The organism is uncultured Stenotrophomonas sp., from assembly GCF_945952405.1.
GTDB lineage: Bacteria > Pseudomonadota > Gammaproteobacteria > Xanthomonadales > Xanthomonadaceae > Stenotrophomonas.
Genome location: NZ_CAMFIA010000002.1, coordinates 194,431 through 220,994, shown reverse-complemented (window position 1 = coordinate 220,994; position 26,564 = coordinate 194,431). Strand labels below are relative to the sequence as shown.

The following is a 26,564-nucleotide window of genomic DNA, read 5'->3' as shown; positions in this document are numbered from 1 at the left end:
CTCACGCGCTCTGCGACAGGAACACCCAGAACGGCACGTCGCGGCCAACCCAGTCGCGGCTGGTCTCGTCCATCACGTCCAGCAGCGTGTCGAAGTCCTTCTGGCTGCCGGCACGCAGCGCGTCCACGTCGGCCAGGAACAGCGCATAACCATTGGCCGGCAACCACTGCAGGTCGCGCAGGTTGTCCGACAGCGCATCCCAGTTGCCGCCGAAGCCCGCAGGAAAATCCAGCTGCGCGGCCAGCCGGGCCAGCAGCGTGCGCTTGTCCGCCACGCCCTGCAGGTCGATGCGGATCACCTTGAGGCCGGCATCGCGCATCGCCGCAGCCAGTGCGCCGATGTCATCGCTGTCGATGGCGTAGACGCCGGCGTTGTTGATGTCATGCAGGCCGAGGCCGAAATCATCGTGGCTCATCACTGCGCTCCCTGGGCCGGTACGGTGAAGCTGCGGAATGATTGGTAATGGTCGTCGGTGTAGTACCACGCCTCCGGCGGGTCGCCGCCGGTGACGATGCGGCGCGTTCCGCGGGTGCGGGCGCCAGGGGTGTCGACCGTGTACTCGCGGTAGTAGCCGCGCGCGCGCTGCGGCAGTTGCTGCTCGCGGTTGCCGAAGGTGCTGCCGTCCTGGCGGTGCGGGAACGGCCCGCCACGCTGGATCAGGGCGATGGTCTGGCGCGCGTCGGCCGGCAGGAAGCCCGGCAGCGCATTGTCCCTGCCGGTGGCTGGGGCGGTCGGCGCGCGCGCTGCGGTGGCGCCCTGCAGGTCCGGGGCGAACTGCGGCGCCGGCGGGCGCTGCATGAAGTGGTTGACGACCAGGCCGAGCAACAGCAGGGCGATGGCGGTGAGCAGCAGCCGGGGGTTGCGCATGGGCAGGCGTGGGCGAGGGTGGTGCGCGCACTGTAGCGCCTGCGCGCTGCACGGCGCATGAGGAGGGGCTGCGTCACCGCTGCGTAACAATTGCCGGCGTGCTCACCGGCAGGACGCAATTTCCTTTACATCCCCCTTGGTAATCTTGCGGTCTGTCCCCATCATTCACCGCGCACCGCCCGACACCGTCGGGTGCCCTCGCAATCAGGAGATGCATCATGGCCTACACCCTGCCCAAGCTGTCCTACGCCTACGACGCGCTGGAACCGCATATCGATGCGGCGACGATGGAAATCCACCACACCAAGCATCACCAGACCTACATCAACAACGTCAACGCGGCGCTGGAAGGCACCGAGTACGCTGACCTGCCGGTCGAAGAGCTGGTGAAGAAGCTCAAGTCGCTGCCGGAGAACCTGCAGGGCCCGGTGCGCAACAACGGCGGTGGCCACGCCAACCACTCGCTGTTCTGGACCGTGATGGCGCCGAACGCGGGCGGCAACCCGGTGGGCGACGTGGCCAAGGCCATCGACAAGGACCTGGGCGGTTTCGACAAGTTCAAGGACGCCTTCACCAAGGCTGCGCTGACCCGTTTCGGCAGCGGCTGGGCGTGGCTGAGCGTGACCCCGGACAAGAAGGTCGTGGTCGAGAGCACCGGCAACCAGGACAGCCCGCTGATGGAAGGCAACACCCCCATCCTCGGCCTGGACGTGTGGGAACACGCGTACTACCTGAAGTACCAGAACCGCCGCCCGGAATACATCGGCGCGTTCTTCAACGTCATCGACTGGAATGAAGTCGAGCGCCGTTACCAGGAAGCGATCGCCTGATCGCGGTAACGGGTTGAGATGAAAAGGCCGGGGGAGACCCCGGCCTTTTCTGTTGCAGGATTCATTGCCGAGCCTATTCGGTGCTGGCCGTATCGCCCTGCAGGCGCAGGGTCGCCATCACCCCCAGGCGCAGGCCGGGCAGATCGCCGTCGGCCGGCAGCAGGATCGGCTGCTGGCGGATCCCGCCGAAGTGCTTGACCTGGAACAGCACGTCCAGGCCGTGGCCGCTCGCGCCGCCGCCGCTGGCGGCGGGCTCCGGGCGCCCGCCAGGGTTACGCCGGGCAGGCTGGAAACCGGGGGTGCTGCGCACCAGTTCCACGGTGCTGGCCGAGAAGTCGCCGGCGATCAGGCTGGGCATGCCTTCGGCGGTGGCGCCGATCCAGGTCATCAGGTCGCTGGTCTGGTGCTGGCGGGCGATGCTCTCGTCCGGATCCGGGCGCAACCGCGCCACGTAGATGTTGACCAGCGCCTGGCCCAGTTTCAGCCGCATCATGCCCGCCGCACTGAAGACGCCGGGCGGATGCAGCAGGGTGACGCCGTCTTCGCTGACCGGCAGCCGGGTCAGCATCGCATTGCCATGCCGCAGCGGCTGGCTGGGCGGATCGGCGGTGACGAAGTCGCAGCTGTAGCGCAGCCGGCTGGCCAGCCAGCAGGCCGGATTGCGGCCCTGTTGCTGCAGGACCTGCTGGACCGAGATCACGTCCGGCTGCAGCTCGGTCAGCAGCTGCGCGACCTGCTCGCGACGCTGCTTCCATTGCGCATCGTCGCGGCTGGGCAGTTCCAGCGCGGCAACGGTCAGTTGCCGCGGCTCGCCCTCGCTGCTGGCGAGGGCGGGTGGCTGCGGCCGTGCCTGCGCCTGCAACGCCAGCAACAGCGCGAGGCTGCTGAGCAGGAGGCGGGCGGGGGCGAGGGGGCGCATAACGATAAGTTTACGCTTTTGTCGTGCAGGTGCCGTGACTTCCGGCACGGCCGGGACTGCCTGCCATGGATTGGCACCGTTGTCATGCAGCCCTGCAGCGTGCTTCGCACGCCCGGGTTCCGGTAACCTTGCGCCTTTCGTTTTGCAGGAATGCCTTACAGGATGAGCCACGACGCAGTCGCCCCCATCGCCGGCCAAGGAAAGATGCCGCGCCAGATTCCGTACATCATCGGCAATGAGGCCTGCGAACGGTTCAGCTTCTACGGGATGCGCAACATCCTGGTGCAGTTCCTGATCACCTCGCTGCTGCTGCAGGAAATCACTGCGGAGGGCCGTGCCGGTGAAGCCAAGGACATCATGCACAGCTTCATGATCGGCGTGTATTTCTTCCCGCTGCTCGGTGGCTGGCTGGCCGACAAATTCTTCGGCAAGTACCACACCATCCTCTGGTTCAGCCTGGTCTACTGCGCCGGCCATCTGTGCCTGGCACTGTTCGAGAACAGCCGCGAAGGCTTCTTCCTCGGTCTCGGCCTGATCGCGCTCGGTGCCGGCGGCATCAAGCCGCTGGTGGCATCGTTCATGGGCGACCAGTTCGACCAGAGCAACAAGCACCTGGCCAAGATCGTCTTCGATGCCTTCTACTGGATCATCAACTTCGGCTCGCTGTTCGCCTCGCTGCTGATTCCGCTGGCGCTGAAGAACTGGGGGCCGCAGTGGGCGTTCGGCATTCCGGGCATCCTGATGTTCATCGCCACCTTCGTGTTCTGGCTGGGCCGCAAGCGCTACGTGCTGGTGCCGCTGCCGCCGAAGGACCCGCATTCGTTCGCCAACGTGGTGCGCACCGCGCTGACCGCGCGGGTGGCCGGCCAGGGCCGTCCGGGCCTGGTGATTGCCGTGCTCGGCCTGGTGCTGGCGGTGGCTTCGTTCGGCCTGGTCGGTTCGCTGGGCATCGTGATCTGCCTGTGCCTGGCACTGGTGGCCATCCTGGCCGGTATCGGCGGCGGCACCTGGCTGCAGCTGGACCGCGCCCGCGGCCAGCACCCGGCTGAAGCCGTGGAGGGCGTGCGCTCGGTGCTGCGCGTGCTGGTGATCTTCGCGCTGACCACGCCGTTCTTCTCGCTGTTCGACCAGAAGGCATCGACCTGGGTCCTGCAGGGCCAGCAGATGCAGATGCCGAGCTGGTTCACCGCTTCGCAGATGCAGGCGCTGAACCCGCTGCTGGTGATGATCCTGATTCCGTTCAACAACCTGGTGCTGTACCCGGCACTGCGCCGCTTCGGTTTCGAGCCGACCGCGCTGCGCCGCATGACCGCCGGCATTGCCTTCAGCGGCCTGGCCTGGGTTGTGGTGGGTGGCATCCAGGTGGTGATGGACGGTGGCAACGCCATGTCGATCTTCTGGCAGGTGCTGCCGTACGCGCTGCTGACCTTCGGTGAGGTACTGGTCTCGGCCACCGGCCTGGAGTTCGCCTACAGCCAGGCGCCGCAGGCGATGAAGGGCGTGGTGATGAGCTTCTGGAACCTGACCACCACCATCGGCAACCTGTGGGTGCTGCTGTCCAACGCAGCGGTGCGCAACGACACGGTGACCCAGCAGATCGCCGGGACAGGCCTGAGTGAGGCGGCATTCCTGATGTTCTTCTTCGCCGGGTTCGCCTTCATCGCGGCGTTGGCCTTCGGTTGGTACGCGAAACGCTATCGTATGGTCGACAACTACCGTAGCGCCTGAGCCTGACATGACCCCCGTCAATCTGCTGTTGATCGCCATCACCGCCCTCCTGTCGTGGATGGCGTTCAACAACCGCAAGCTGGCCGACCGCCTGATCCTGTGGCCGCCTGCCGTGGACCGCCATCGCCAGTACGACCGGCTGGTGACCTACGGCTTCATCCACGCCGACTGGTCGCATCTGATCTTCAACATGATCACCCTGTTCTTCTTCGGGGGATTCATCGAGAGCGTGATGATGCAGCTGACCGGCAGCTACCTGACCTACCCGGCGTTCTACATCGGTGCGCTGCTGGTCTCGATCCTGCCCAGCTACCTGAAGAACCAGAAGAACCCGAACTACCTCAGCCTCGGTGCGTCCGGGGCGGTGTCGGCGGTGCTGTTCGCCTTCATCCTGATCAAGCCGTGGTCGATCATCCTGGTGTTCTTCATCCCGGCGCCGGCCATCGTCTACGCCGCGTTCTATGTCGGCTACAGCATCTGGATGGACAAGCGCGGCGGCGACCGCATCAACCACAGCGCGCACCTGGCCGGTGCGGCGTTCGGCGTGATCTTCATGCTGGCCATGCAGCCGAGCATCTTCACGCACTTCCTGCGCGAACTCTCCAACCCGACCTTCCGCCTCGGCGGCGGTTGAGCAGGGGGCGGGGTCGGATCCCATGGATCCGGCCCCGGGCGCTGCGGCCCTGGCCGGTTCAGGCCGGGGTCTGCTGGCCGTAGGTGTCCAGCAGGCGGGCGAACACTTCCTCGCCGATGCGCTGGAAATCCTGGTCTTCGGTCTGCCCTTCCACCGCCAGTTGCAGCAGGCCCTCCAGCAGGGCACGGTCGGTATCGGAATGGGAATCGCTGGGGTGCATCGGGGCCTCCGCGGTGATGCGCATGATCAATGGTCGCAAGGGTCGTGCCAGCCCGGCCGTATCCCTCCGTAGGCGATAGCGGCGGGCCGCCCTCCAGCTTGAGGGTCGAAATCTGACGTGAATGGACTGGACTTGCCCCTGTTCAGGCTTCACGCGATCATGGCGCCCGGCTGCGCACCATCCACGCAGTCGCCGCAGGAGACAGTTCCATGGCTTCGGTCACGCCCCCCGGTCTGGCCTACGAGGTCGAACACGACCTGGCCAACCACCGCTTCACCGCCCGTGTGCGAGGACAGCTGGCGGTGCTCGACTACCAGATCAAGCGCAGGCGCATGGTCATCACGCACACCGAAGTGCCCGAGCCGATCGCCGGCCGCGGCATCGCCGGCGAGCTGACCCGTGTCGCGCTGCGCTTCGCCCGCGAGCAGAAGTACAAGGTGGTGCCGGCATGCTCGTATGCCGAGGCCTTCCTGCAGCGGCACGAGGAGTACCACGACCTGCTCGTTGGCTGAAGGCCAGCGGGCGACGCTTCAGCCATGGCAGGCGATGATGTACAAACATGAACAGGGGATCCCGATGAAGATTGGAAACAACCGGCCATTGCGCGGCAGCGTGCTGGCCGGCGTGGTGGGCGTGCTGTTGCTGGCCGGTTGCCAGCGTGAGAGCGAGCCGGCACCGGCGACCGACGCGGCACCCGCCGCCGAGGCCACCGCTGCAGGTGAAACGCCGGCCACGGAAGCGCCGCTGGACCTGCGCGACGTGATCGAGAACAACGAGCGTGAAGTGGTGGGCATCAGCTATCCGGCCGGCATCGACCGCTACCCGGGCCTGGCGCGCGCACTGCAGGACTATGCAACCAGCGCACGCAGCGACCTGCAGCAGGCGCTGGACGGGCTCGGCAATGACAAGCCGACCATGCCTTACGAGCTGTCGCTGAGCTTCGAGAAGCTGCTGGATACCCCGCAGCTGGTGGTGGTCAGTGCCGATGGCAGCCGCTACACCGGGGGCGCCCATGGCGAGCCGCTGGTGGCGCGCTTCGTGTGGCTGCCGCAGCACCAGCAGATGCTCAGCGCTGAAAAGCTGGTGGCCGACGCCAAGGGCTGGAAGGCAATCAGCGACTTCGTCGCCGACCAGCTGCGCGAGCGCGTGGCCACCCGCCTGAGCGGCGAGGACATGGACCCGGCCCAGCTGCAGGAATCGCTGCGCAACGCATCGCGCATGATCGCCGATGGTACCGGCCCGCAGGCCGACAACTTCAGCCAGTTCCAGCCGCTGACCGACGACAAGGGGCAGATCACCGCGCTGCGCTTTGTTTTCCCGCCGTACCAGGTGGGTCCATACTCGGACGGCACGCAGACCGCTGATGTACCGGCGGCAGTGCTGTTGCCGCACGTGGCCAAGGACTACGTGGAGCTGTTCGCACGCGGTTGACCGCAGTCGAGGAGGTGGCGTGGATACAGGGTTGCAGGAGCGGGTCGCCGGCCTGCTGCAGGAAGCCGGGGTCCGCATCGGCGGTACCCAGCCACAGGATATCCAGGTGCATGACCCGCGCTTCTTCGCGCGGGTCATGGCGCACGGCTCGCTCGGCCTCGGCGAAAGCTACATGGACGGCTGGTGGGATGCCAACGTCCTCGACGACTTCCTGGTCCACCTGATGCAGGCGCACCTGGACGAGCGGGTGCATGGCTGGCGCGAGGTGGCCGATGCGCTGAAGGCGCGCCTGTTCAACCTGCAGGCCGGGCAGGGCAGCTATGAGGTCGGTCGCCGCCACTACGACCTTGGCAATGACCTGTACCAGGCCATGCTCGGTCAGCGCCTGGTCTACAGCTGCGGGTACTGGCGCGATGCCGGTGATCTCGACGCCGCACAGGAAGCCAAGCTCGACCTGGTCTGCCGCAAGCTCGGCCTGCGTCCGGGCCAGCGCGTGCTGGACATCGGCTGTGGCTGGGGCGAAGCGCTGAAGTTCGCCGCCGAGCGTTATGGCGTCAGCGGCGTTGGCGTGACCATCTCGCAGGAGCAGGCCGAATTCGCCCGCGAACGCTGCGCCGGGCTGCCGATCGAGATCCGCCTGCAGGACTATCGCGAACTGGATGAGCCGTTCGACGCGATCTTCTCGATCGGCATGTTCGAGCATGTCGGTGACAAGAACTACGCCAGGTTCTTCGAAGTGGCCCGGCGCTGCCTGTCACCGCGCGGCCTGTTGCTGCTGCACAGCATCGGCACCAATGTTTCGCGGCATCGCACCGACCCCTGGATCGCGCGCTATATCTTCCCCAATTCGATGCTGCCGTCGGCCGTGCAGATCAGCAGGGCGTTCGAGGGGCGCTTCGTGCTGGAGGACTGGCACAACTTCGGCACCGACTACGATCTGACCCTGCAGGCCTGGCGGCGCAACGTGGAAGCGGCGTGGCCACGACTGGACGCGCGCTACGACGAACATTTCCGCCGCATGTGGCGCTTCTACCTGGCCGGGTCGATGGCGACCTTCCGTTGCCGGCATGCGCAGCTGTGGCAGCTGGTGCTGTCGCCGGAGGGCGTGCCGGGGGGCTACATCGCGCCGAGATGAGGTCATCGGGGTCGGATCCCTTTCCCCTGGAAAGGGATCCGACCCCGATGCCTTGACGTGATCTGCCTGCTGGGAAGGGGCGATGATCACCGCATCGATTTCAATACGACATTCCATGTCTTTATTGCCATCTATTGCCGGCGAGGAACCCTGATTGGGCTGATGCAAGGCTTGAATGGAAGGCGAAGCCATCGCGGCTTCACTCCTTCCTTTCGAGTGAGTCAGATCCATGAAGTGCATTGCACAACCCCTGAAGTCCTTCGTAGTCGCCGCAGGGTTGATTGCCGCCGGGGCGGCTTTGACCCCGACCGAGGCGTTCGACGGTTTCTACAACTTCACTCCGCAATTCGGTGACCAGGTCAGCTGCAAAGGTGCCGCCTTTGATGCCTGCTTCCGCTGGGACCTGGCGTCGGCTTCCGGCGATGACTACGTGATGACCCGGCAGTGGGTGAACAGGTCCGACCTGCTGTACGGCACTGTGTCCGGTGGCGTCAGTGGGCACAGCCAGGTGGTATTGACCGGGCATGGTGACAACTACCAGGCCCCGCTGATCTACGCCCGCTATGGTGCGGTTCCGACTTTGACCGAGAATGACTGCATTGCCTCGTTGACCGACGGTTGTTGGTTGCCGGTGATCGAAGGCGTGGACATCCACTATGTGATCCAGGGCTCGGTAATCGGCACCGAACTGGTCCACTTCTACGTGCTTGGGGTGTAGGTGTGCCGTGGGCTCAGATCCCTTTCCAAAGGAAAGGGATCTGAGCCCGGCAGCGGGCCCTGCACAACAAAAAACCGCCCGGTCTCCCGGGCGGCTTTCGTTTCAGCCTGGCGTGCGGGCGATCAGTTGCCGGCGCCGGTCAGGCCACGCTTTTCCAGCAGCGGTTCGATCTGCGGCTCGTGGCCGGCGAAATCGCGGAACAGCTGCATCGCGTCGACGCTGCCGCCCTTGGACAGCAGGGTGGCACGGAAGTGGTCGCCATTCTTGCGGCTCAGGCCGCCGTTGTCCTTGAACCACTTCTGGGTGTTGGCGTCGAGCACTTCCGACCAGATGTAGGCGTAGTAGCCGGCCGAGTATCCGCCCATGATGTGGCTGAAGTACGGGGTCTTGTAGCGCGGCGGCACCGGCGCGTAGTAGATGCCGTCCTTCTCCAGCGCAGCGCGCTCGAAGGCCATCACATCCTTGGCGGCCGGCACCTGGTCCGGGCCGATCTGGTGCCAGTTCTGGTCCAGCATCGCTGCACCCAGGTACTCGGTGGTGGCGAAGCCCTGGTTGAACTTCGACGCGGCGCTCACCTTGTCCAGCAGGGCCTGCGGCATCGCGCTGCCATTCTGGTAGTGCTTGGCGTAGTTCTTCAGGATGACCGGGTTGTCCGACCACATCTCGTTGACCTGCGAGGGGAACTCGACGAAGTCACGCGGCACCGAGGTGCCCGAGAAGTACGGATACTTCACGTTGGAGAACATGCCGTGCAGGGCGTGGCCGAACTCGTGGAAGGTGGTGTTCACCTCGTCCCAGGTCAGCAGGGTCGGCTGGCCGGCCGGCGGCTTCGGGATGTTGAGGTGGTTGGCGACCACCGGCTTGAAGCCGGTCAGCTTGGACTGCGAGACATACGAGTTCATCCATGCACCGCCACGCTTGGAGGCGCGCGCGTACGGGTCGAAGATGAAGATCGCCAGCTGGCTGCCGTCGGCGTCGAACACGTCGTAGACGGTGACGTCATCGTGGTAGACCGGCAGGTCGGTACGCTGCTTGAAGGTCAGGCCGAATTCCTGGCCGGCGGCGTAGAACACGCCGTTCTCCAGCACGTTCTTCAGTTCGAAGTACGGCTTCAGCTGCGATTCGTCGAAGTTGTACTTGGCCTGGCGCACCTTCTCGCTGTAGAAGGCCCAGTCCCACGGTTCCAGCTGGAAGGTCGGCTTGCGCGCGGCCTTCTGTTCCTTGTCGATCATCGCCTGCAGGTCGGCGGCTTCGCGCTTTGCGTTGGCCACGGCGGCCGGGGCCAGCTTGCCGAGCATCGCGTTGACCGCTTCGGGGGTCTTGGCGGTCTGGTTGGTCAGGTTGTAGGCGGCGAAGTTCGGGAAGCCCATCAGCTTGGCCTTGTCGGCGCGCAGCTGCATGATGCGCGAGACCAGCGCGGTGTTGTCGAATTCACCGCCGCGGCTGCCACGGCTGACCGAGGCTTCGTAGATCTTCTGGCGCAGGGCACGGTTGGCCAGGTTGGTCAGCGGCGGCTGGCCGGTGGTGTTGAGCAGGGTGATCACGTACTTGCCTTCCAGACCGCGGGCCTTGGCGGCTTCGGCGGCGGCGGCGATCTGCTCCTTGGACAGGCCGGCCAGCTCCTTGACGTCGTCGACGGTGATCGCCGAAGCGTTCACTTCCGACTGCACGTTCTGGCTGAACTTGGTGCCCAGGTTGGCCAGCTCGGCGTTCATCTCCTTCAGCTTGGCCTTGTCGGCCTCGGACAGCTTGGCGCCGGCGCGCACGTAGTTGTCGTAGTACTTCTCGACCAGGCGCACGCCTTCGGCGTCCAGGCCCAGCTGGCTGCGGGTGTCGTACAGCGCCTGGATGCGCGCGAACAGCTTGCCGTTCAGCGCGATCGCATCGCTGTGCGCAGCGAACTTCGCCGAGTAGTCGGCCTGCAGCTTCTTGCGGGTGTCGTTGGTATCAGCGCCGACCAGGCTGAAGAACACGGTGGTCGCGCGGTCGAGGATGTCACCGCTCTTTTCCAGGGCGATGATGGTGTTGTCGAAGGTCGGCTTGGCCTTGTTGTTGGCGATCGCCTCCACTTCCTTCAGCTGCTGCGCCATGCCGGCGTCGAAGGCCGGGGCGAAGTCGCTGTCCTTGATCTTGTCGAACTGCGGGAAGTGCAGCGGCAGCGGGCTTTCGGCGAAGAACGGATTGGCCTGCTGGGCGGTGCTGCTGGCGGCCGCGGTGGCGGCGCCGGCCGAGTAGGCGGGCAGGGCAAGGCCGAGGGTCATGGCCACGGCAAGGGCAAGGCGAGTGGTCAAGGTAGAAGCTCCGGTAAGGCAAACAAGGGCCCGAGCGTAACCCGCCCGGCCGCGCCCGCACTTGTGTCAAAAGGCATGTTGCCGGTGCCCCGGAACGCTGGAGTCATCCCCGCGGGTGGCTGCCCGGGTACCATGCACTTACCGCCCAGGGTCCGCCGCCATGACCACCGCCTACGATTTCAGCTTCCGTGACCTCGACGGCCAGCCGCAGGCGCTGGCCCGGTACCAGGGCCACCCGTTGCTGCTGGTCAATGTCGCCAGCCGCTGTGGCTTCACCCCGCAGTACACCGGGCTGGAGCAGCTATGGCAGGACTACCGCGAGCGCGGTCTGGTGGTGATCGGCTTCCCGTGCAACCAGTTCGGCGCGCAGGAGCCGGGCGACGCGGCGCAGATCCGCCAGTTCTGTTCGCTGGACTATCCGGTCAGCTTCCCGCTGTCGGAGAAGATCGAGGTCAATGGCGAGGGTGCCGACCCGTTGTGGGCCTGGATGACACGTGAGAAGCGCGGCCTGCTCGGCAGTGCCCGCATCAAGTGGAACTTCAGCAAGTTCCTGGTCAACCGCCAGGGCCAGGTGGTGTCGCGGCATGCGCCCACCACCAGGCCGGAGCAGCTGCGCGACGAGATCGAAGCGCTGCTGTAACACGCCCTGGTTCGCGCTGGAGGCCACGAACAGCGTTCAGTGGCCCAGTGCCGTTGTGCGGGCCTCGCGGTTGCGGACCTCTTCGGGAAGGGCTTCGATCACCTGTTGAATGATCCGCGGCAGGCTGGCCTCGCTGTAGCCGCGATGGGCATGGGCGATGGTGCCGTCGCGGCCGACGATGAACATGTGGGGTACGGCGACGATGCCGAACTGCTCGGCCAGCGCACCGCCAGGATCATGCAGGTACTCCAGCTTCGGCCAGTCACGCTGGCGGATCAGGCGGCTGACTTCCAGTCGGGGTTCGCCCCAGTTGACCGCATAGACCTTCAGTGCGTCCTCGCCGACCACCTGCTGCAGATGGGCCAGGATCGGCAGTTCCTTGCGGCAGGGCCCGCACCAGGAGGCCCAGAAGGTCACGATCACGACCTTGCCGCGCTGCTCGGCCAGATTGACCGGGTTGCCCTTGCGGTCGTTGCCCAGCGTCTGCGGCGGCACCTCGCCACGCGCGGGTGGCGCCGCCCCTGCCGGAACCGCCGCCAGCAGCAGGCCGGCCATTGCCCAGGCCCGCATCCGCTGCGGGAGCCCTGTGTTCATCATCCGTGTATTCCCCAGGAGGGCCATCGACCCGTGTGTGGCGGACGATGCCGGTAATGTGCAGGGGATGCAACAGGTCGGGTGCAGAGCCGGCCAGCGGCCGGCACCACCGCCCTGTCTACTTTTCGACGAAGGCGCGCTCGAACACATAGTGGCCCGGCTGGCCGATGCGCGGCGAGACCTGGAAGCCACGCGCATCCAGCACGCTGCGCAGGTCGGCCAGCATCTGCGGGCTGCCGCAGATCATCGCGCGGTCGTTCTCCGGGCTCAGTTCCGGCAGGCCGAGGGTGCGCTGCATCTCGCCGCTTTCCATCAGCGAGGTCAGGCGGCCCTGATTGGCGAACGGTTCACGGGTGACGGCCGGGTAGTACAGCAGCTTGTCGCCGATCATCTCGCCGAGGAACTCGTGCTCACGCAGTTCCTTCTCGAAGTAATCGCGGTAGGCCAGGTCCTTTTCGTAGCGCACGCCATGGCAGAGGATCACCTTCTCGAAGCGCTCGTAGGTTTCCGGGTCCTTGATCACCGAAAGCCACGGTGCCATGCCGGTGCCGGTGCCCAGCAGGTACAGGTTCTTGCCCGGGTGCAGGTCGCTGATCAGCAGGGTGCCGGTGGGCTTCTTGCCGACCAGCACCTTGTCGCCGGGCTTGATGTGCTGCAGGCGCGAGGTCAGCGGGCCGTCCTGCACCTTGATGCTGAAGAACTCCAGGTGCTCTTCCCAGTTGGCGCTGGCGATGGAATAGGCGCGCAGCAGCGGCCGCGCCTCGGTTTCCAGGCCGATCATCACGAACTGGCCGTTCTCGAAGCGGAAGCCGCTGTCGCGGGTGAGGGTGAAGCTGAAGTAGGCATCGGTCCAGTGACGGACCTCAAGCACCGTTTCGGCGCCGAAAGCGGAGGACATGGGCGTATCTATCGAAAGTCGTCGGGGGGGATTCTATCTCAAATGAGACAAGTTCTCATTGGGCGGAACGAGAGGCGTTCTCAGCGATAACCCGCCGCCTGCAGCTCGAACAGCTCGGCATAGCGGCCGCCCTGCGCCATCAGCTGCGCGTGGGTGCCGCTGGCCTCGATCCGGCCATCGGCCAGCACCAGGATGCGATCGGCCATGCGTACCGAGGAAAAACGGTGGGAAATCAATACTGCCGTTCGATTATCCGCCAGTTCCCTGAACCGCTGGAACACCTCGAACTCACTGCGCGCATCCAGCGCCGCGGTTGGCTCATCCAGGATCATCACCTGCGCATTGCGCATCCATGCGCGGGCGATGGCGATCTTCTGCCATTGGCCGCCGGACAGGTCCACGCCCTGCTTGAAGCGGCGGCCGATCAGCTGCTCGTAGCCGCCCGGCAGCGCCTCGATCACCTCTTCGGCCATGCCGCGGCGCGCCGCGTCGGCAATGCGGGCCTGGTCGTGCATGGCTTCGACCTGGCCGACCCCGATGTTCTCGCCGGCACTGAGGTTGTAGCGCACGAAGTCCTGGAAGATCACCCCGAGGTTGGCGCGCAGGTCGTCCAGGTCATAGTCGCGCAGGTCGCGGCCATCCAGCAGGATGCGTCCTTCGTCCGGCTCGTACAGCCGCGCCAGCAGCTTCACCAGGGTGGTCTTGCCGGCGCCGTTTTCGCCGACCAGGGCCAGTACTTCGCCGGCGTGCAGCTGGAAATCGAGATGGCGCACCGCCCACTGCTCGGCATCCGGATAACGGAAGCCGACGTTCTCGAACACGAAGCCCTGGCGGATCGGTTGCGGTACGCGTACCGCGCCTTCGCGGGAATGGATCTCGGGCTGGATCTGGAAGAACGAGAACAGGTCGTCCAGGTACAGCGCCTGGCTGGCGACCTGCGAGAAGCCGATCAGCAGGCCTTCCAGCAGCTGGCGCAGGCGCAGGAAGCTGCCGGCGAGGAAGGTCAGGTCGCCGATCGAGAAGTCCCCGCGCACCGTGCGCCAGGCGATGTAGGCGTAGGCGGTGTAGTAGCCCAGCGTACCCAGCGCGGCCAGCAGCGTGCCCCAGAACGCACGGCGACGCGCCAGTGCACGGTTGGCCTGGAACAGGGCCACCGACAGGCGTCGGTAGCGCTCCACCAGGAAGCGGTGCAGGTTGTAGATCTTCACTTCCTTGGCGGTTTCCACGCTGGCCCCGAGCTGGCGCAGGTAGTCGAGCTGGCGGCGCTCGGGTGTCCACTGGAAGTTGAGGCTGTAGCCGGCCGCGTTGAAGTGCGATTCGCCGATGAAGGCCGGCACCAGCGCCAGTGCCAGCAGCAGGATCAGCCACGGCGCGTAAACCAGCAGGCCCACGGCCAGGCTGGCCACCGTGATTGCGTCCTGTACCTGGCCAAACAGCTGGCTCATCAGGTTCATCCGGCCCATGGTCTGGCGCCGCGCGCGGTCCAGCTTGTCCTGCAGGTCGGGGTCTTCGAAGTCCTCCAGGTCCAGCGTGGCCGCGTGTTCCATCAGGCGGATGCTGGTGACGTTGGCGAACAGTTCCGAGAGCAGTGCATCGGCGTAGCTGACCAGGCGGCCGAGCAGGTCCGAGCCGATCGCCAGGCCGAACTCCAGCGCCAGCAGGCCCAGCAATGGATTGAGCAGGCCACTGGACAGCGCTTCGCCGAGTGGCGGGAAGCCGGCCTCGTGCTGGCTCAGCCGCAGCGCCGTGTCGATGATCAGCTTGCCGACATACAGCATCGCCACTGGCAGCAGGGCGCGGATCAGGCGCAGGCCCAGGCTGGCCAGGGTCAGCACGGGGCTGGTCTGCCAGACCATGCGCAGGAACGGAGGCAGGTTGCGCATGGCCCTGAAGCGCTGGCGCAGGCTGGGTTTCTTCGCGGCGGTGGCGCCAGCGGTGGGGGGAGCAGGCATGCCCGTATTGTGCGCGCCTGATCCGTGCAGATGGGGTCAGTGCAGCCGTGTGGCAGCGCCGGGGTCAGATCCCTTTGCGCCGCAAAGGGCTCTGACCCCATCAGCCCGGATCGGGTCAGAGCCCTTCGCAATGCGAAGGGGTCCGACCCACCACATCCACGCATGGCGTGGATCCACCGTGTCGACCAAGGGCGACACCTACCCACAGCAGTTGAAGTCTGTCGAGGGCGGGTGGCGGGCGGCAGCCCGGCCGCCCAAAACCCTTTACGGCAGCGGCGGCAGCAGGCCTGCACCCAGTCGGTTCCAGGCATTGATCACCGCGATGCCCATGCTCAGGTCGCTGATGCCCTTCTCGTCGAAGTGCGGCGCCAGCGCATCGAACGCGGCCTGCGACGGCGCCGCGTCGGTCAAGCGGGTCAGCGCCTCGGCCCAGCCCAGCGCGGCACGTTCGCGTGCATCGAAGAAGCGGCTTTCGTGCCAAGCGGGCAGGGTATCGAGCTTGCGCGGCTCGATACCGCCCTTGCGCAGCGCGGTACCGTGCATGTCCATGCAGTAGCCGCAGCCATTGAGCTGCGAGACGCGCAGGAACACCAGTTCCATCAGGTCCGGGTCGATCGAGCTGTCATGCACCGCCTTGCTGGTGGCCAGCAGGCCCTTGAAGGCATCCGCGGCCAGGCGGGTGTAGGGGACGCGGGGGGAGGTATGGTCGGACATCGTGGGCTCCACGGCGGCCAGCATGGCCGCCTTTCACTACCAGGACGCCGTGCCGTTTCCGTTCGTGACATGCCCCGGCAGTTTTTCCGGATTCAGCACGCTGTACACCTGGGTGATGCGGCCGTCGGCGACGTCGATGGTGGTGACCGAGTGCAGGCGATCGCCATCGAAGCGCAGGATCGCCGGCTCGCCATTGACGTAGCCCAGCTGCGCCGGGTGCACGGCGCCGCGGCGGGCGATGGCCCAGAACAGGCGGCCGATGCGTTCGGCGCCGCGCAGCGGGCGGACGGCCGCGGTAACCACCCCGCCACCATCGGACACCAGCTGCGCATTGCTGTGCAGCAGGGCCTGTATCGCCTCGCTGTCGCCGCGTTGGGAGGCCTCCATGAAGCGCGCCAGCAGCTGCCGGTGCTGCTCGGCATCGGCGTTGAAGCGTGGCCGCCCCGCCTGCAGGCGCTGCCGGGCGCGGTGCACCAGCTGCCGGCAGTTGGCCTCGCTGTGGCCGATCAGTTCTGCAATCTCGCGATAGCCATGGTCGAAGGCTTCCTTGAGCAGGAACGCGGCGCGCTCTTCAGGGCCGAGCTGTTCGAGCAGGGTCAGGAACGCCACCGAGACGTCGTCGGCCAGTGCATGCAGTTGCGCTGGGCCGGGGCCCGGATCGGGTTCCAGGGTGACCGCCAGCGGTTCAGCCAGCCATGGCCCGACGTAGTGCATGCGCTCGCGCTTGGCGGCGCGCAGCCGGTCCAGGCCGAGCCGGGTGGTGGCGGTGATCAGCCATGCCTCGGCGTCGCGGATGCTGGCCGGGTCGGCGCCGGACCAGCGCAGCCAGGCGTCCTGGACGACGTCTTCGGCGTCGGCACGGCTGCCGAGCAGGCGGTAGGCCAGCGCCATCAGGCGCGGTCGGTGGGTCTGGAAGGCGTTTTCGGTGTTCATGCAGGCAGGACGCGCCAGCGGGGCGTCGCGTGACAGAGGCGTGCGTGGATATTGCCGGGCAGCGGCGGGCAGGACCACCCCGCGGCCGGGGGAGGGGGTAAAATGGGCGGATTACCCCCCGCCAGCCTCGAGCAAGCGAGCAAGCCGTGACATCGATCAAGCAGGAAGACCTCATCCAGTCCATCGCCGACGCGCTGCAGTACATCTCGTACTACCACCCGGTCGACTACATCAAGAACCTTGCCGCCGCCTATGAGCGCGAGGAGTCGCCGGCCGCGAAGGAAGCGATGGCCCAGATCCTGATCAACTCGCGGATGTGCGCCGAAGGCCACCGTCCGATCTGCCAGGACACCGGCATCGTCACCGTGTTCCTGGAAATCGGCATGGACGTGCGTTGGGACGACGCCACCATGGGCGTCGAGGACATGGCCAATGAAGGCGTGCGCCGCGCCTACATGCACCCGGACAACAAGCTGCGTGCCTCGGTGCTGGCCGATCCGGCCGGCAAGCGCATCAATACCAAGGACAACACCCCCGGCGTGGTCAACGTCAAGGTGGTGCCGGGCAACACCGTCGATGTGATCGTCGCCGCCAAGGGCGGTGGCTCGGAAGCCAAGACCAAGTTCGCCATGCTCAACCCGTCCGACTCGATCGTCGACTGGGTGCTGAAGACCGTACCGACCATGGGCGCCGGCTGGTGCCCGCCGGGCATGCTTGGCATCGGCATCGGTGGTACCGCCGAGAAGGCGATGCTGCTGGCCAAGGAAGCGCTGATGGAGCCGATCGACATCACCGAGCTGCAGGCCCGCGGGGCGTCCAACCGCATCGAAGAGCTGCGCCTGGAGCTGTACGAGAAGGTCAACGCGCTGGGTATCGGCGCGCAGGGCCTGGGTGGCCTGACCACCGTGCTGGACATCAAGATCAACGATTACCCGACCCACGCGGCCAACCTGCCGGTGGCGATGATCCCGAACTGTGCAGCGACCCGCCATGCGCACTTCACCCTGGATGGCAGCGGCCCGGTGATGCTGGACCCGCCGTCGCTGGAAGACTGGCCGAAGCTGACCTACGACGCGTCCAAGGGTACCCGCGTGGACCTGGATACGATTACCCCGGAAGACGTGGCCAGCTGGAAGCCGGGCCAGACCCTGCTGCTCAACGGCAAGCTGCTGACCGGCCGCGACGCCGCGCACAAGCGCATGGTCGATATGCTCAACAAGGGCGAAGCGCTGCCGGTCGACCTGAAGGGCCGTTTCATCTATTACGTCGGCCCGGTCGATCCGGTGCGCGACGAAGTAGTGGGCCCGGCCGGTCCGACCACTGCGACCCGCATGGACAAGTTCACCGAACAGGTGCTGGCGCAGACCGGCCTGCTCGGCATGGTCGGCAAGGCCGAGCGCGGCCCCGCCGCCATCGAGGCGATCAGGAAGCACAAGTCGGCCTACCTGATGGCGGTTGGTGGCTCGGCCTACCTGGTGTCCAAGGCGATCAAGGCGGCCAAGGTCGTCGGCTTCGCCGACCTGGGCATGGAAGCGATCTACGAATTCACCGTGCAGGACATGCCGGTGACCGTGGCGGTCGATTCCACGGGTGAGTCGGTGCACAAGACCGGCCCGCGCGAATGGCAGGCGCGCATCGGCAAGATCCCGGTGGTGGTGGAGTAATTCCCTCCGCTTCCGGATCAGGCAACGGCGCCCCTGTGGCGCCGTTGTTGTGTGCGGCGCTGCACGCGCGCGCTGTGCTCTGCTAACGTGCGCAGGTGCGCATTGGAAGGGAGTCCATGGTGTTGATCGGGTTGCGTGTTGCGGTACTGCTGGTTGCCGCCCTGGCGTGTACTGCCTGCGGGCCGCGCTATTTCGTCGAGCCGCCCACCCACGAAGCGGGAAGGATCTGCACCTCGGTCTGCGACAGCCAGAAGGCGACGTGCAGTTTCCAGGCGACCGCCCGCGCCGAATCGGAACGGCAGAGCTGCGAAAGCGGGAACAGCCGGGTCATCAGCCGCTGCAGCGGTATCGCCGATGACAAGCAGCGGCACAACTGCGAAGGTGGCAACGGTGCTGGCAACTACTGCGCACCTGCAACCAGCACGGCGTCATGCAGCGCCCCGTATGCCCAGTGCGTGCTGTCCTGTGGCGGCACGGTGAATGACGTCCGCAGCGCCACGGGTATTCCCGTGTACTGATGGAGGAACGTGCGATGCCCCGGAAGCTGTGCCTGCTGCTGCCCGGCCTGCTGTTGCTGGCAGGGTGCAGCACATCGTCGTCGTATGCGGGCGTGGATTTCTCCGCGTCGGCGCAATGCCGCATGCAATGCCAGGCCAGCCATCGCAGCTGCATGGCGCAGGGCAGTGCGGTCAACAGCCACTTCAGCTGTGAACAGCAGGCAGTGCCCGCGCCCGACAGGCGCTGCAAGGACATCGCCAATCCGGAGCTGCGCCGTGCCTGCGAACTGAAGGCGCATGACTGCACGATGCGCGCGCCGATGATGTCCTGTGGTGAACGCCGTGATGCCTGCATGAGCAGCTGCGGCTGAGCCACGGTGCCGCGCACAGGCGCATAATCGGCCGATCCACCCGCACAGGATCCGTCGCATGAGCACCACGCTGTATGGTTCCACCAGCACTGCCGCCCTGGTGGTGCATTGGCTGCTGATCGAGCTTGGCATCGAGCATGATCTGGTTCTGCTGGATTTCGAGGCGCGCGAACACAAGGCGGCCGCGTACCTGGCGTTGAACCCGGCCGGCGTGGTGCCGACGCTGATGATCGATGGGCTGGTCCTGACCGAAGCGGCGGCGATCGTGCTGTACCTGGCCGACCGCCATCCCGAGGCCGGCCTGCTGCCGGCAGCGGGTACGCCGCAGCGCGGTGATGCGTACCGTTGGATGTTCTGGTGCGCCAATACGCTGCAGCCGGCCTACCGCGCCTGGTTCTATCCGCACGAAGTGGCGGGCGAGGCCCATGTGGAGGCCAGCCGCGGGATGGCGCGGCAGCGCCTGGAGGCGGCCTGGCAGCACGTAGCCACGCACCTGCAGGCGCACGGTCCGTACCTGCTGGGCGCAGCGCCCTGCGCGGTCGACTACATGCTGGTGATGCTGATGCGCTGGTCGCGCAACATGCCGCGCCCCAGCGACACTTGGCCCGTGCTGAAGGCGCATGCCGCCTCGATGAAGGCGCGCCCGGCGTTCGCCGAGGTCTACCGCCGCGAAGGCATCACCGACTGGCTGTAACCCCAAAAAGGGGACGGAGGGGATTAAGTCGTAAATGCATAAACGACTTAATCCCCTCCGTCCCCTTTTTGTTAGAGGATTTCCAGCACCGTTTCCGGGGGGCGGCACAGGCGGGTGCCTTTGGGCGTGCGCACCACCGGGCGGTTGATCAGGCGCGGGTGCTCGGCCATCGCCGCCAGCAGGGTGGCCTCGTCAGCCGCGTCCAGGCCCAGTTCGGTGAACTGCGCCTCCTTGCTGCGTACCAGCTCACGCGCGCTCAAGCCGGATTCGGCCAGCACCTGGCGCAGCGTCGCCACATCCGGGGGCGCACCCAGGTAGTCGATCACCCGCGGATCGAATCCGGCGTCGCGGATCAGCTTCAGGGCGCCGCGTGAATTGCTGCAGGCCGGGTTGTGCCAGATCGTCACCGTCATCAGAACCACTCCAGCAGCGATACGCCCACGCCCACATAGGTGGCCTTGTGGTTGTAGTCGATCAGGCTTTCGCCATAGCCATCGAACACCTGCACATGGCCACGCAGCAGGTTGCTGATCGGGAAGCCGTAGTCCAGCTGCAACGCACCGTGCGAGCGGCTGCCGGTGCGCAGCGAATGGCGCGCCATCAGCGAGACCTCATGGCCGTTGCGGTTCCAGGTCAGGGTCGCGTCACCGCGGCCCATGTAGTCCTCGATGTCCGGGTTGTTGTCGTCGCTGCGGCTTTCCGGAATGCGGTACCACGGGCGCAGCACCAGCGCCCAGTTCTCGCGGTCCAGGCCGATGTTGAGCATCACCCGGTTCCAGCTGCGCGACAGCGGATCGGCGCGGCCATTGGACTGGTGGTTCAGCGCGATGCCGGTCATGCGCCCGCGCCAGCCACCGATCGAGTAGCCGTTGCGGAACACCATCATCACTTCCGGCTCGTAGTTGGTTTCGCGGAACGGGCGCGAATCCTCGCCGTTGTAGGCCTGCCAGCGCGAACTCTGGGTATAGCCGGCCCAGATGTCGCCGTTGTCGCCGAACAGGTTCTCGGCGACCTTGGTCTTGAAGCTGATCTGGAACTTCAGCTCGGCACTGTCCAGCACCTGCGGCTCGGTCACGCTGTTGGCCGGGTTCGGCGAGTGCGGCATGGTGTTGCGCTTGCTGGTCCAGAACACGGGCAGCAGGTAGACCGGCTTGTAGGCGCGCAGCTGGAACGGGCCCAGCTTGGAGTCTTCGGCCAGTTCCCAGCGACTGTCGAGCAGCGAGCCGCGGCCGGCATTGGCCAGCGCGCTGTCGGCTGGGGCCGGGCGGAACAGGTCACTGACCCGCTCGCGCAGCTTCTCCTCGCCCTGGCTCACGCGCGCGGTCTGGCGCTCTTCACGACGGGCCTGCGCCGCAGCGGCGGCGGCGGCATCGGCCGCGGCCGTGGCCTCGGGCGTGTGCGCGAACAGCCGGTCATAGCAGGCCAGGCGCGCGGCATCGGTGGTGATGGCCGCGCATGCGGCCGGCGAGGTGTCGGTGCTGGGCACGAACTCCTGCGCGGCCAATGGGGCACTGGCCAGGGCCAGCGCCAACGGCGCGAGGCGGGGAAGCAGCGGAGACAGGGTCATTGCAGCAGGCCCTTCGATGAATACGGGAATCGCACAGTGTGGCGGCTGTACCGGATCGCGGCCAGCCCCCACGGTTTATGCACGGCCACCGCGTGCGCATGGCGTGAAGGCTGCACCTGTCACAGGAACCAGGCGAAGGCGAACAGCCCCAGCATCGCGATCACCACCGCCAGCTTCAAGGCCAGGCCGAGCAGGATGCCCAGCCAGGTGGCCAGGCCAACCTTGGTCGAGCGTCCCAGTTCGCGGGTGTGCCAGTACTCGCCGAGCAGGGCGCCGAGCAACGGCCCGGCGAACAGGCCGATCGGCATGAAGAACAGGCCGACGATGCTGCCGACGAAGGTGCCCCATAGCGCCTTGCGGCTGGCCCCGACCCGCTGCGCCCCGACCACGGTGGCCAGCACGTCCACCAGCAGCGAGAGCAGGGTCAGTACGCCCAGCGCGACCAGGGTTGGCCAGCCGACATGGGCGAAGCCGTCGGCCCAGGCGGCCAGCAGCAGCCCGATGAACACCAGCGGGATGCCGGGAAGGGCCGGCAGGATGATTCCGGCGATGCCGACCAGGACAAAAATGACCGCTAGCAGATATAAGATGAATGAGAGTCCCATGCTGTCCCGTATGGTGGCCGATTTGGGGTTGACAGTGAAAGATTTTGCCAGTTGCTTTTTCGTTTTGGGCGGGTTAAGTTGCAGTCGCTGAGCTTGGCAAGGTCACCGTGGATCGTGGCCTGATGAAGCAAGATCTTCCCGATCCGCTGCATCGATGCACCTCGCTTCCCCCTTGCTTGTCAGCCGCCCAACAGGCGTTTCCAACAACAAGAGAGAGTCACCAGGGAGTTAGTGAGATGTCTGATCGCGAGACCGGTACCGTCAAGTGGTTCAATGATGCAAAGGGCTTCGGCTTCATCAGCCGTGAAAACGGCGAAGACGTGTTCGTGCACTTCCGTGCCATCCAGACCCAGGGCTTCAAGAGCCTGAAGGAAGGCCAGAAGGTCACCTTCACCGTCGTGCAGGGCCAGAAGGGCCTGCAGGCCGATGCCGTGCAGCCGACCTGATCGCGCTGCATGCCGTCACATGAAAAAGGCCCGCGCAAGCGGGCCTTTTTCTTTGCCATCGGCCCGTTGCAGGTCAGCGCAGGATGACCTTGCCGTTGACCACGCGCACGTAGGTGTTCTCGCGGATGCCGCCGAGGTCGCGCTGGTTGACCACGATGGTGCGGCCATCGTCCATGCGCACGCTGATGTCGTAGGTGTCGCTGGTGACGTTCTTCTGGATCTGGTTGCCGGCCAGCGCACCACCGACCGCGCCTGCGGCGGCGGCGATGTTCTTGTTGCCGCGGCTGCCGCCGGTGTGGTCGGAGATCTCATGGCCGGCCACGGCGCCCACGATGCCACCCAGGATCGCGCCGGTCGCGCTCGGCGCGGTGCGGCCCGACGGTACGACATTGATGCGGGTGACGATGCCGCAGTCGGCGCAGCGGCCCTGGTTGTAACCGCCGTTGTTGCCGTAGCCGCCATTGTTGTAGCCGTTGTTGTAGCCGCCGCCACCGTAACCGGGCGAGGTGGCACAGCCAGCCAGGGCAAGGGTAGCGATGGCGCTGGCGGCAATGAGCTGGATCTTCATGGGGCGTCTCCTGGCCGTGAAGGCGGATGTCTGGGGTGGTACTGCGTCATGCAGCAGGGTGGACGAATCCTCTCCTTTTGAACGTGAACAAGGTGCCAACCATGCGTGGCTTGCCCGGCTGCAGGATGAATGCGCTTCAGCGGAAGTCCTGGTGGCAGGCGCGGCAGTCGGCCTGCACGGTCTCCACGACCTGGGCCAGGGTCCTGCAATCGCTCGGCGGCGCGGCCAGCGCGCCGTTGAGGTGGCCGCGCAGCTGGCTGGCGTGCTGCTGGAACTGCGCACTGTCCTTCAATCCCGGAAAGGCCAGGTCCAGGTCGTTCGACAGCAGTCGCATCGCCTGCAGGCGCGGCACGCTGTCGGCCAGGCTGCAGCGGTTCTGCTGCTGGGCCTGCTGGAGCAGCTGTGATTGCCGTTGCATCACCTGCATCAGGCTGTCCGGGAACGGATCGCGGCGGGCCTGCAGGGCTCGGCCGACCATCACCGTGGCAATCAGGCCGATCAGCACGCCCAGGCACAACACGAACAGGTAGCGATGGGCGCTGGACAGGCGGCGGGGCGGGCTGGCGTTCATGGCGGGCTCTCCTGGCGTGCAACGGTGGGTTCGATGCCGGCGCGCTGCAGGTGCCGGTGCCTGCACGTTAAAATAGCCGGATGAACGAACAGGTCAAACAACGCTTCGCCGGCATCGAACGGCTGTATGGCGTGGGCGCGCTCGAGCGCCTGCAGGGCAGCCGCGTGGCGGTCGTGGGCATGGGGGGTGTCGGCTCATGGGTGGTGGAAGCGCTGGCCCGTTCGGCGGTCGGCCACCTGACCCTGATCGATGCCGATGACATCTGCGTGTCCAACACCAACCGCCAGCTGCCGGCGATGGAAGGCAACTACGGCCGCAACAAGGCCGAGGCGATGGCCGAGCGCTGCCGGGCGATCAACCCGGACATCGACGTCGAGGCGGTGCAGGCGTTCCTGACCGTATCCAACATGGCCGAACTGCTGGATCGCGGCTTCGACCTGGTGATCGACGCCTGCGACAGCTTCCGTGTCAAGGTCGAGACCATTGCCTGGTGCCGCCGCCGCAAGCTGCCGCTGCTGACGGTGGGTGCTGCCGGAGGGCGTACCGACCCGACCCTGGTGCGCATCCGTGATGTCTCGCGTACCGAGCATGACGCGATGCTGGCGCTGATCCGCAAGAAGCTGCGCAGCGAGTTCAATTTCCCGAAGAATGCCAAGCGCTACTTCGGTGTGCCGGCGGTGTATTCACTGGAGAACGTGAAGTACCCGCAGGCCGATGGCAGCGTCTGTGGCATCCGCCCCAATCTGGGCGCCGATGCGGCATTGAAGCTGGATTGCGGCGCCGGCCTGGGCGCAGCGACCCACATCACCGGCGCGTTCGCGTTCGCGGCGGTAGGCAAGGCACTGGAGATGCTGCTGGAGCCGAAGAGGGTGAAGGCCGAGGTGGCAGAAGCCGGCGCCTGATCGTCGGTAGTGCCGGCCGCTGGCCGGCAACCCCGCAATGATTGAATCAGCGCGGATGCCGGCCGCTGGCCGGCACCACCCTCAGATGGCCGGCAGGTTGAACAACCGCCGCGCGTTCCCGGTCGTGGCCTGCGCCACGGCCTCTACGTCCATGCCGCGCACGCTGGCCACATGGCGGGCGATGGCCGCCAACCGTGAGGGTTCGTTGCGCTGCCCGCGGATGCCGGCGTCGGGCTGGTCCGGTGCGTCGGTCTCCAGCAGCAGCTGTTCGATCGGCATCGTGCGGACCAGCCGCTGCAGGCGCTGCGCACGGTCGTAGGTCAGCGGGCCACCCAGGCCGAGCAGGAATCCGAGCGTGTGCAGCTGCGCGGCCTGTTCCGGGCTGCCGGAGAAGCTGTGCACCACGCCGGACAGGCCGCCGATGCGGCGGATCGCAGCGATCACCGCATCCACCGCGCGCCGCGCATGCACGATCACCGGCAGCCCGAACTCACGGGCCAGTTGCAGCTGGCCGACGAAGTACGCCTGCTGGGCCTCGGCATCCAGGCCTTCGACGAAGAAATCCAGGCCGCATTCGCCGATCGCACAGGGGCGTTCACGCTCGATCCACTGGCGCAGCTGCGCCAGGTGGGCGGGCTGGTGCTGTGAAAGGAACATCGGGTGCAGGCCGTAGGCCGGATACAGCCCCGGCGCCTGCCGGCAGACGTCGCGCAGCTTCGGCCAGCTGGCCGCGGTGACGGCAGGCACGACCTGCAGGCGCACGCCGGCCGCCTGCGCACGCTCGATCACCGCGGCGCGGTCCGTGTCGAACTCGCCCGCGTCGAGATGGCAGTGGCTGTCGACCAGCAGGCTCAACGCTGTTCCAGCGGCGGTGGCGTAGCGGCGTTGCGGCTCTTCCAGTTGGCCAGCAGCAGCGTACCGAAGCCCAGCACCAGCTCGTCGACGAACGGGATCGGGTCGGGAATGAACAAGGTCAGCACGAACAGGCCGGCGGTGAGCTTGAACAGGGTGGGGTAGCGCAGCCGGCGTGCCCATTGCAGTAGCGGCAGCAGCATCGGGTTGGCCATGGCGGGAATCCTCGTGGGGAACATGCAAACGCTACCACGGGCCCAGCATTTCCCGATGCTGAATGGGTTACAGGAATGAGCAGGAAATGTGGAGATTCCGTTCAGGCTACGCATGCTGCAATCTGCCCCGAGAACGTTGCGGATGGTCCGCAAGGAGCAGGTCATGAAAAGCACAACCACAACTGTCCTGGTCGCAGCGGGCGCGCTGCTGGTCGGTGGCATCGCCACCGCCGCCTTCATGAAGAGCGGCGACAAGTCGCCCGATTCCATCAGCGCCGGAACCCCCAACGGTGAATCACGCCTGGTCGACGGCAATGCCGCTGACGACGGTGCACGTGGTGACAAGCTTGACCCGTCCGCGCCGCGCGGCCTGGAGTATGCCGACGTGCTGAAGGTCGACCCGATCACCGAGAAGCAGAAGGCTTACGCCACCGTGATCGGCACCGATCCGGTGCGCGAGACCTCCACCACCCAGACCCCGCATGAGGTCTGCCAGGACGTGACGGTGCAGGAGCGCCTGCCGGAGCGTGACGGCAACGTCGGCGGTACCGTGGTCGGCGCCGTGGTCGGTGGCCTGCTCGGCAACCAGGTCGGTGGCGGCAACGGCAAGAAGGCCGCGACCGCTGCCGGTGCCGTGGCCGGCGGCTTCATCGGCAACCAGATCGACAAGCGCCATGTCGGTGGCCGCGTGGTCAACCGCACCGAGCGCCAGTGCCACACCGAGACCGCCACGTCCGAATCGAGCCGTGTCACCGGCTACAACGTGACCTACCGCAACGAGGACGGCACCACCGGCACCATGCGCATGGCCAGCAAGCCGGGCACCCGCATCGCCATGGGCAATACCGATGTGGTCAAGGGCTACAACGTGACCTACCGCTACGACGGTGCCGAGAAGACCGTTCGCATGGACAACAAGCCGGCCAGCGATCGCCTGCCGGTGGTCGATGGCCAGCTGGTCACGCAGACCGCCGCCGCTGGTGCCACCGCCGCCACGCGCCAGTAAACCGGTCGCAGCACGCAGTATCGAACGGGCCGGCGCATGCCGGCCCGTTTCGTTGCGGGGGCTGCAATTCATCCCGCGCGGTCCGGGATCGGCCATCATGCT

32 protein-coding genes are annotated in these 26,564 nt (G+C 66.3%); 14 read left to right on the top strand and 18 right to left on the bottom strand.

Annotation, left to right across the window (positions count from 1 at the left end; genetic code table 11):
* Position 1: 1 nt before the first annotated feature.
* Together Q0P60_RS03360 and Q0P60_RS03355 are read right to left on the bottom strand one after the other, a co-directional pair.
* Positions 2-415, bottom strand: coding sequence for a barstar family protein (locus tag Q0P60_RS03360; protein WP_294988209.1), 414 nt, complete (start codon positions 413-415; stop codon positions 2-4).
* A complete protein-coding gene (locus Q0P60_RS03355; protein WP_294988207.1) occupies positions 415-867 on the bottom strand; it encodes a ribonuclease domain-containing protein in 453 nt (150 codons plus the stop codon). Before Q0P60_RS03355 ends, Q0P60_RS03360 begins: the two co-directional genes overlap by 1 nt.
* A gap of 218 nt (positions 868-1,085) precedes the next feature.
* Here Q0P60_RS03355 and Q0P60_RS03350 point away from each other — a divergent pair, with 218 nt between their 5' ends.
* Positions 1,086-1,697 carry a superoxide dismutase gene (locus Q0P60_RS03350; protein WP_005410310.1) on the top strand — a complete coding sequence of 204 codons (612 nt, stop codon included), beginning with the start codon at positions 1,086-1,088 and terminating at the stop codon, positions 1,695-1,697.
* 73 nt (positions 1,698-1,770) lie between these two features.
* Here Q0P60_RS03350 and Q0P60_RS03345 read toward each other — a convergent pair whose 3' ends face one another.
* Positions 1,771-2,616, bottom strand: coding sequence for an endonuclease/exonuclease/phosphatase family protein (locus Q0P60_RS03345; protein ID WP_294988205.1), 846 nt, complete (start codon positions 2,614-2,616; stop codon positions 1,771-1,773).
* A 162-nt stretch (positions 2,617-2,778) separates the two neighbouring features.
* On the opposite strand from Q0P60_RS03345, the gene Q0P60_RS03340 reads away from it, so the two are divergent.
* Together Q0P60_RS03340 and Q0P60_RS03335 are read left to right on the top strand one after the other, a co-directional pair.
* The gene (locus tag Q0P60_RS03340; protein ID WP_294988203.1) at positions 2,779-4,344 is read left to right on the top strand and encodes an oligopeptide:H+ symporter; all 1,566 of its coding nucleotides are present in this window, start codon (positions 2,779-2,781) and stop codon (positions 4,342-4,344) included.
* Between the two features lie 7 nt (positions 4,345-4,351).
* On the top strand, positions 4,352-4,978 hold the full coding sequence (locus tag Q0P60_RS03335) for a rhomboid family intramembrane serine protease (protein ID WP_294988201.1): 627 nt from the start codon (positions 4,352-4,354) through the stop codon (positions 4,976-4,978).
* A 58-nt stretch (positions 4,979-5,036) separates the two neighbouring features.
* On the opposite strand, the gene Q0P60_RS03330 is transcribed toward Q0P60_RS03335, so the two are convergent.
* Positions 5,037-5,222, bottom strand: coding sequence for a hypothetical protein (locus Q0P60_RS03330; protein WP_294988501.1), 186 nt, complete (start codon positions 5,220-5,222; stop codon positions 5,037-5,039).
* Positions 5,223-5,407: 185 nt separating this feature from the next.
* Here Q0P60_RS03330 and Q0P60_RS03325 point away from each other — a divergent pair, with 185 nt between their 5' ends.
* The 4 genes from Q0P60_RS03325 (at position 5,408) to Q0P60_RS03310 (ending at position 8,482) form a co-directional block, all read left to right on the top strand.
* Positions 5,408-5,710, top strand: a complete 303-nt coding sequence (locus Q0P60_RS03325; protein ID WP_006455911.1) for a GNAT family N-acetyltransferase — start codon at positions 5,408-5,410, stop codon at positions 5,708-5,710.
* Between the two features lie 37 nt (positions 5,711-5,747).
* Positions 5,748-6,629 (top strand): DUF3298 and DUF4163 domain-containing protein, encoded by an 882-nt coding sequence (locus Q0P60_RS03320; RefSeq protein ID WP_294988199.1) that lies wholly within the window; start codon positions 5,748-5,750, stop codon positions 6,627-6,629.
* 19 nt (positions 6,630-6,648) lie between these two features.
* Complete coding sequence (gene cfa / locus Q0P60_RS03315; RefSeq protein ID WP_294988197.1) at positions 6,649-7,764, top strand: cyclopropane fatty acyl phospholipid synthase; 1,116 nt, start codon at positions 6,649-6,651, stop codon at positions 7,762-7,764.
* Positions 7,765-7,993: 229 nt separating this feature from the next.
* On the top strand, positions 7,994-8,482 hold the full coding sequence (locus Q0P60_RS03310) for a hypothetical protein (protein WP_294988195.1): 489 nt from the start codon (positions 7,994-7,996) through the stop codon (positions 8,480-8,482).
* Between the two features lie 122 nt (positions 8,483-8,604).
* Here Q0P60_RS03310 and Q0P60_RS03305 read toward each other — a convergent pair whose 3' ends face one another.
* Positions 8,605-10,773, bottom strand: coding sequence for a M3 family metallopeptidase (locus Q0P60_RS03305; RefSeq protein WP_294988193.1), 2,169 nt, complete (start codon positions 10,771-10,773; stop codon positions 8,605-8,607).
* Between the two features lie 160 nt (positions 10,774-10,933).
* On the opposite strand from Q0P60_RS03305, the gene Q0P60_RS03300 reads away from it, so the two are divergent.
* Positions 10,934-11,413, top strand: a complete 480-nt coding sequence (locus tag Q0P60_RS03300) for a glutathione peroxidase (RefSeq protein WP_294988191.1) — start codon at positions 10,934-10,936, stop codon at positions 11,411-11,413.
* 36 nt (positions 11,414-11,449) lie between these two features.
* Here the strand turns inward: Q0P60_RS03300 and Q0P60_RS03295 are convergent, their stop codons facing one another.
* The 5 genes from Q0P60_RS03295 to Q0P60_RS03275 form a co-directional block, all read right to left on the bottom strand.
* A complete protein-coding gene (locus Q0P60_RS03295) occupies positions 11,450-12,007 on the bottom strand; it encodes a TlpA disulfide reductase family protein (protein ID WP_294988189.1) in 558 nt (185 codons plus the stop codon).
* Between the two features lie 118 nt (positions 12,008-12,125).
* Positions 12,126-12,905 (bottom strand): ferredoxin--NADP reductase, encoded by a 780-nt coding sequence (locus Q0P60_RS03290; protein WP_006455701.1) that lies wholly within the window; start codon positions 12,903-12,905, stop codon positions 12,126-12,128.
* A gap of 80 nt (positions 12,906-12,985) precedes the next feature.
* Positions 12,986-14,857 (bottom strand): ABC transporter ATP-binding protein, encoded by a 1,872-nt coding sequence (locus Q0P60_RS03285; RefSeq protein ID WP_294988186.1) that lies wholly within the window; start codon positions 14,855-14,857, stop codon positions 12,986-12,988.
* A gap of 264 nt (positions 14,858-15,121) precedes the next feature.
* On the bottom strand, positions 15,122-15,571 hold the full coding sequence (locus Q0P60_RS03280; protein ID WP_294988184.1) for a carboxymuconolactone decarboxylase family protein: 450 nt from the start codon (positions 15,569-15,571) through the stop codon (positions 15,122-15,124).
* A 36-nt stretch (positions 15,572-15,607) separates the two neighbouring features.
* The gene (locus Q0P60_RS03275; RefSeq protein WP_294988182.1) at positions 15,608-16,504 is read right to left on the bottom strand and encodes an RNA polymerase sigma-70 factor; all 897 of its coding nucleotides are present in this window, start codon (positions 16,502-16,504) and stop codon (positions 15,608-15,610) included.
* Between the two features lie 146 nt (positions 16,505-16,650).
* On the opposite strand from Q0P60_RS03275, the gene Q0P60_RS03270 reads away from it, so the two are divergent.
* Positions 16,651-18,168 carry a fumarate hydratase gene (locus Q0P60_RS03270; protein WP_294988180.1) on the top strand — a complete coding sequence of 506 codons (1,518 nt, stop codon included), beginning with the start codon at positions 16,651-16,653 and terminating at the stop codon, positions 18,166-18,168.
* Positions 18,169-18,355: 187 nt separating this feature from the next.
* Here Q0P60_RS03270 and Q0P60_RS03265 read toward each other — a convergent pair whose 3' ends face one another.
* Complete coding sequence (locus Q0P60_RS03265; RefSeq protein WP_294988178.1) at positions 18,356-18,499, bottom strand: hypothetical protein; 144 nt, start codon at positions 18,497-18,499, stop codon at positions 18,356-18,358.
* A 201-nt stretch (positions 18,500-18,700) separates the two neighbouring features.
* Here Q0P60_RS03265 and Q0P60_RS03260 point away from each other — a divergent pair, with 201 nt between their 5' ends.
* Together Q0P60_RS03260 and Q0P60_RS03255 are read left to right on the top strand one after the other, a co-directional pair.
* Complete coding sequence (locus Q0P60_RS03260) at positions 18,701-19,036, top strand: hypothetical protein (RefSeq protein WP_294988176.1); 336 nt, start codon at positions 18,701-18,703, stop codon at positions 19,034-19,036.
* Positions 19,037-19,094: 58 nt separating this feature from the next.
* Complete coding sequence (locus Q0P60_RS03255; RefSeq protein WP_294988174.1) at positions 19,095-19,730, top strand: glutathione S-transferase family protein; 636 nt, start codon at positions 19,095-19,097, stop codon at positions 19,728-19,730.
* Positions 19,731-19,801: 71 nt separating this feature from the next.
* Here Q0P60_RS03255 and arsC read toward each other — a convergent pair whose 3' ends face one another.
* The 3 genes from arsC to Q0P60_RS03240 all read right to left on the bottom strand — a co-directional run bounded on the left by arsC (position 19,802) and on the right by Q0P60_RS03240 (position 21,902).
* Entirely contained in the window at positions 19,802-20,143 is a 342-nt protein-coding gene (arsC, locus tag Q0P60_RS03250; RefSeq protein WP_294988172.1) for an arsenate reductase (glutaredoxin), read from the bottom strand.
* The gene (locus tag Q0P60_RS03245; RefSeq protein ID WP_294988170.1) at positions 20,143-21,297 is read right to left on the bottom strand and encodes a phospholipase A; all 1,155 of its coding nucleotides are present in this window, start codon (positions 21,295-21,297) and stop codon (positions 20,143-20,145) included. The genes arsC and Q0P60_RS03245 overlap by 1 nt, the downstream gene beginning before the upstream one ends.
* Positions 21,298-21,416: 119 nt before the next feature.
* Positions 21,417-21,902 carry a DUF456 domain-containing protein gene (locus tag Q0P60_RS03240; RefSeq protein ID WP_294988168.1) on the bottom strand — a complete coding sequence of 162 codons (486 nt, stop codon included), beginning with the start codon at positions 21,900-21,902 and terminating at the stop codon, positions 21,417-21,419.
* Positions 21,903-22,138: 236 nt separating this feature from the next.
* Here Q0P60_RS03240 and Q0P60_RS03235 point away from each other — a divergent pair, with 236 nt between their 5' ends.
* On the top strand, positions 22,139-22,348 hold the full coding sequence (locus tag Q0P60_RS03235) for a cold-shock protein (RefSeq protein ID WP_005410290.1): 210 nt from the start codon (positions 22,139-22,141) through the stop codon (positions 22,346-22,348).
* A gap of 73 nt (positions 22,349-22,421) precedes the next feature.
* Here Q0P60_RS03235 and Q0P60_RS03230 read toward each other — a convergent pair whose 3' ends face one another.
* Both Q0P60_RS03230 and Q0P60_RS03225 read right to left on the bottom strand, forming a co-directional pair.
* The gene (locus Q0P60_RS03230; protein WP_294988165.1) at positions 22,422-22,916 is read right to left on the bottom strand and encodes a glycine zipper 2TM domain-containing protein; all 495 of its coding nucleotides are present in this window, start codon (positions 22,914-22,916) and stop codon (positions 22,422-22,424) included.
* 136 nt (positions 22,917-23,052) lie between these two features.
* Positions 23,053-23,487 carry a hypothetical protein gene (locus Q0P60_RS03225; protein WP_294988163.1) on the bottom strand — a complete coding sequence of 145 codons (435 nt, stop codon included), beginning with the start codon at positions 23,485-23,487 and terminating at the stop codon, positions 23,053-23,055.
* An 80-nt stretch (positions 23,488-23,567) separates the two neighbouring features.
* Between Q0P60_RS03225 and Q0P60_RS03220 the strand changes: the two genes are divergently transcribed.
* Positions 23,568-24,389 (top strand): tRNA threonylcarbamoyladenosine dehydratase, encoded by an 822-nt coding sequence (locus Q0P60_RS03220; protein ID WP_294988161.1) that lies wholly within the window; start codon positions 23,568-23,570, stop codon positions 24,387-24,389.
* Positions 24,390-24,470: 81 nt separating this feature from the next.
* Here Q0P60_RS03220 and Q0P60_RS03215 read toward each other — a convergent pair whose 3' ends face one another.
* Entirely contained in the window at positions 24,471-25,244 is a 774-nt protein-coding gene (locus Q0P60_RS03215) for a TatD family hydrolase (RefSeq protein ID WP_294988160.1), read from the bottom strand.
* Complete coding sequence (locus Q0P60_RS03210) at positions 25,241-25,456, bottom strand: DUF6116 family protein (RefSeq protein ID WP_294988159.1); 216 nt, start codon at positions 25,454-25,456, stop codon at positions 25,241-25,243. The genes Q0P60_RS03215 and Q0P60_RS03210 overlap by 4 nt, the downstream gene beginning before the upstream one ends.
* A gap of 163 nt (positions 25,457-25,619) precedes the next feature.
* Here Q0P60_RS03210 and Q0P60_RS03205 point away from each other — a divergent pair, with 163 nt between their 5' ends.
* Positions 25,620-26,462 (top strand): glycine zipper 2TM domain-containing protein, encoded by an 843-nt coding sequence (locus tag Q0P60_RS03205; RefSeq protein ID WP_294988157.1) that lies wholly within the window; start codon positions 25,620-25,622, stop codon positions 26,460-26,462.
* Positions 26,463-26,564 lie beyond the last annotated feature (102 nt).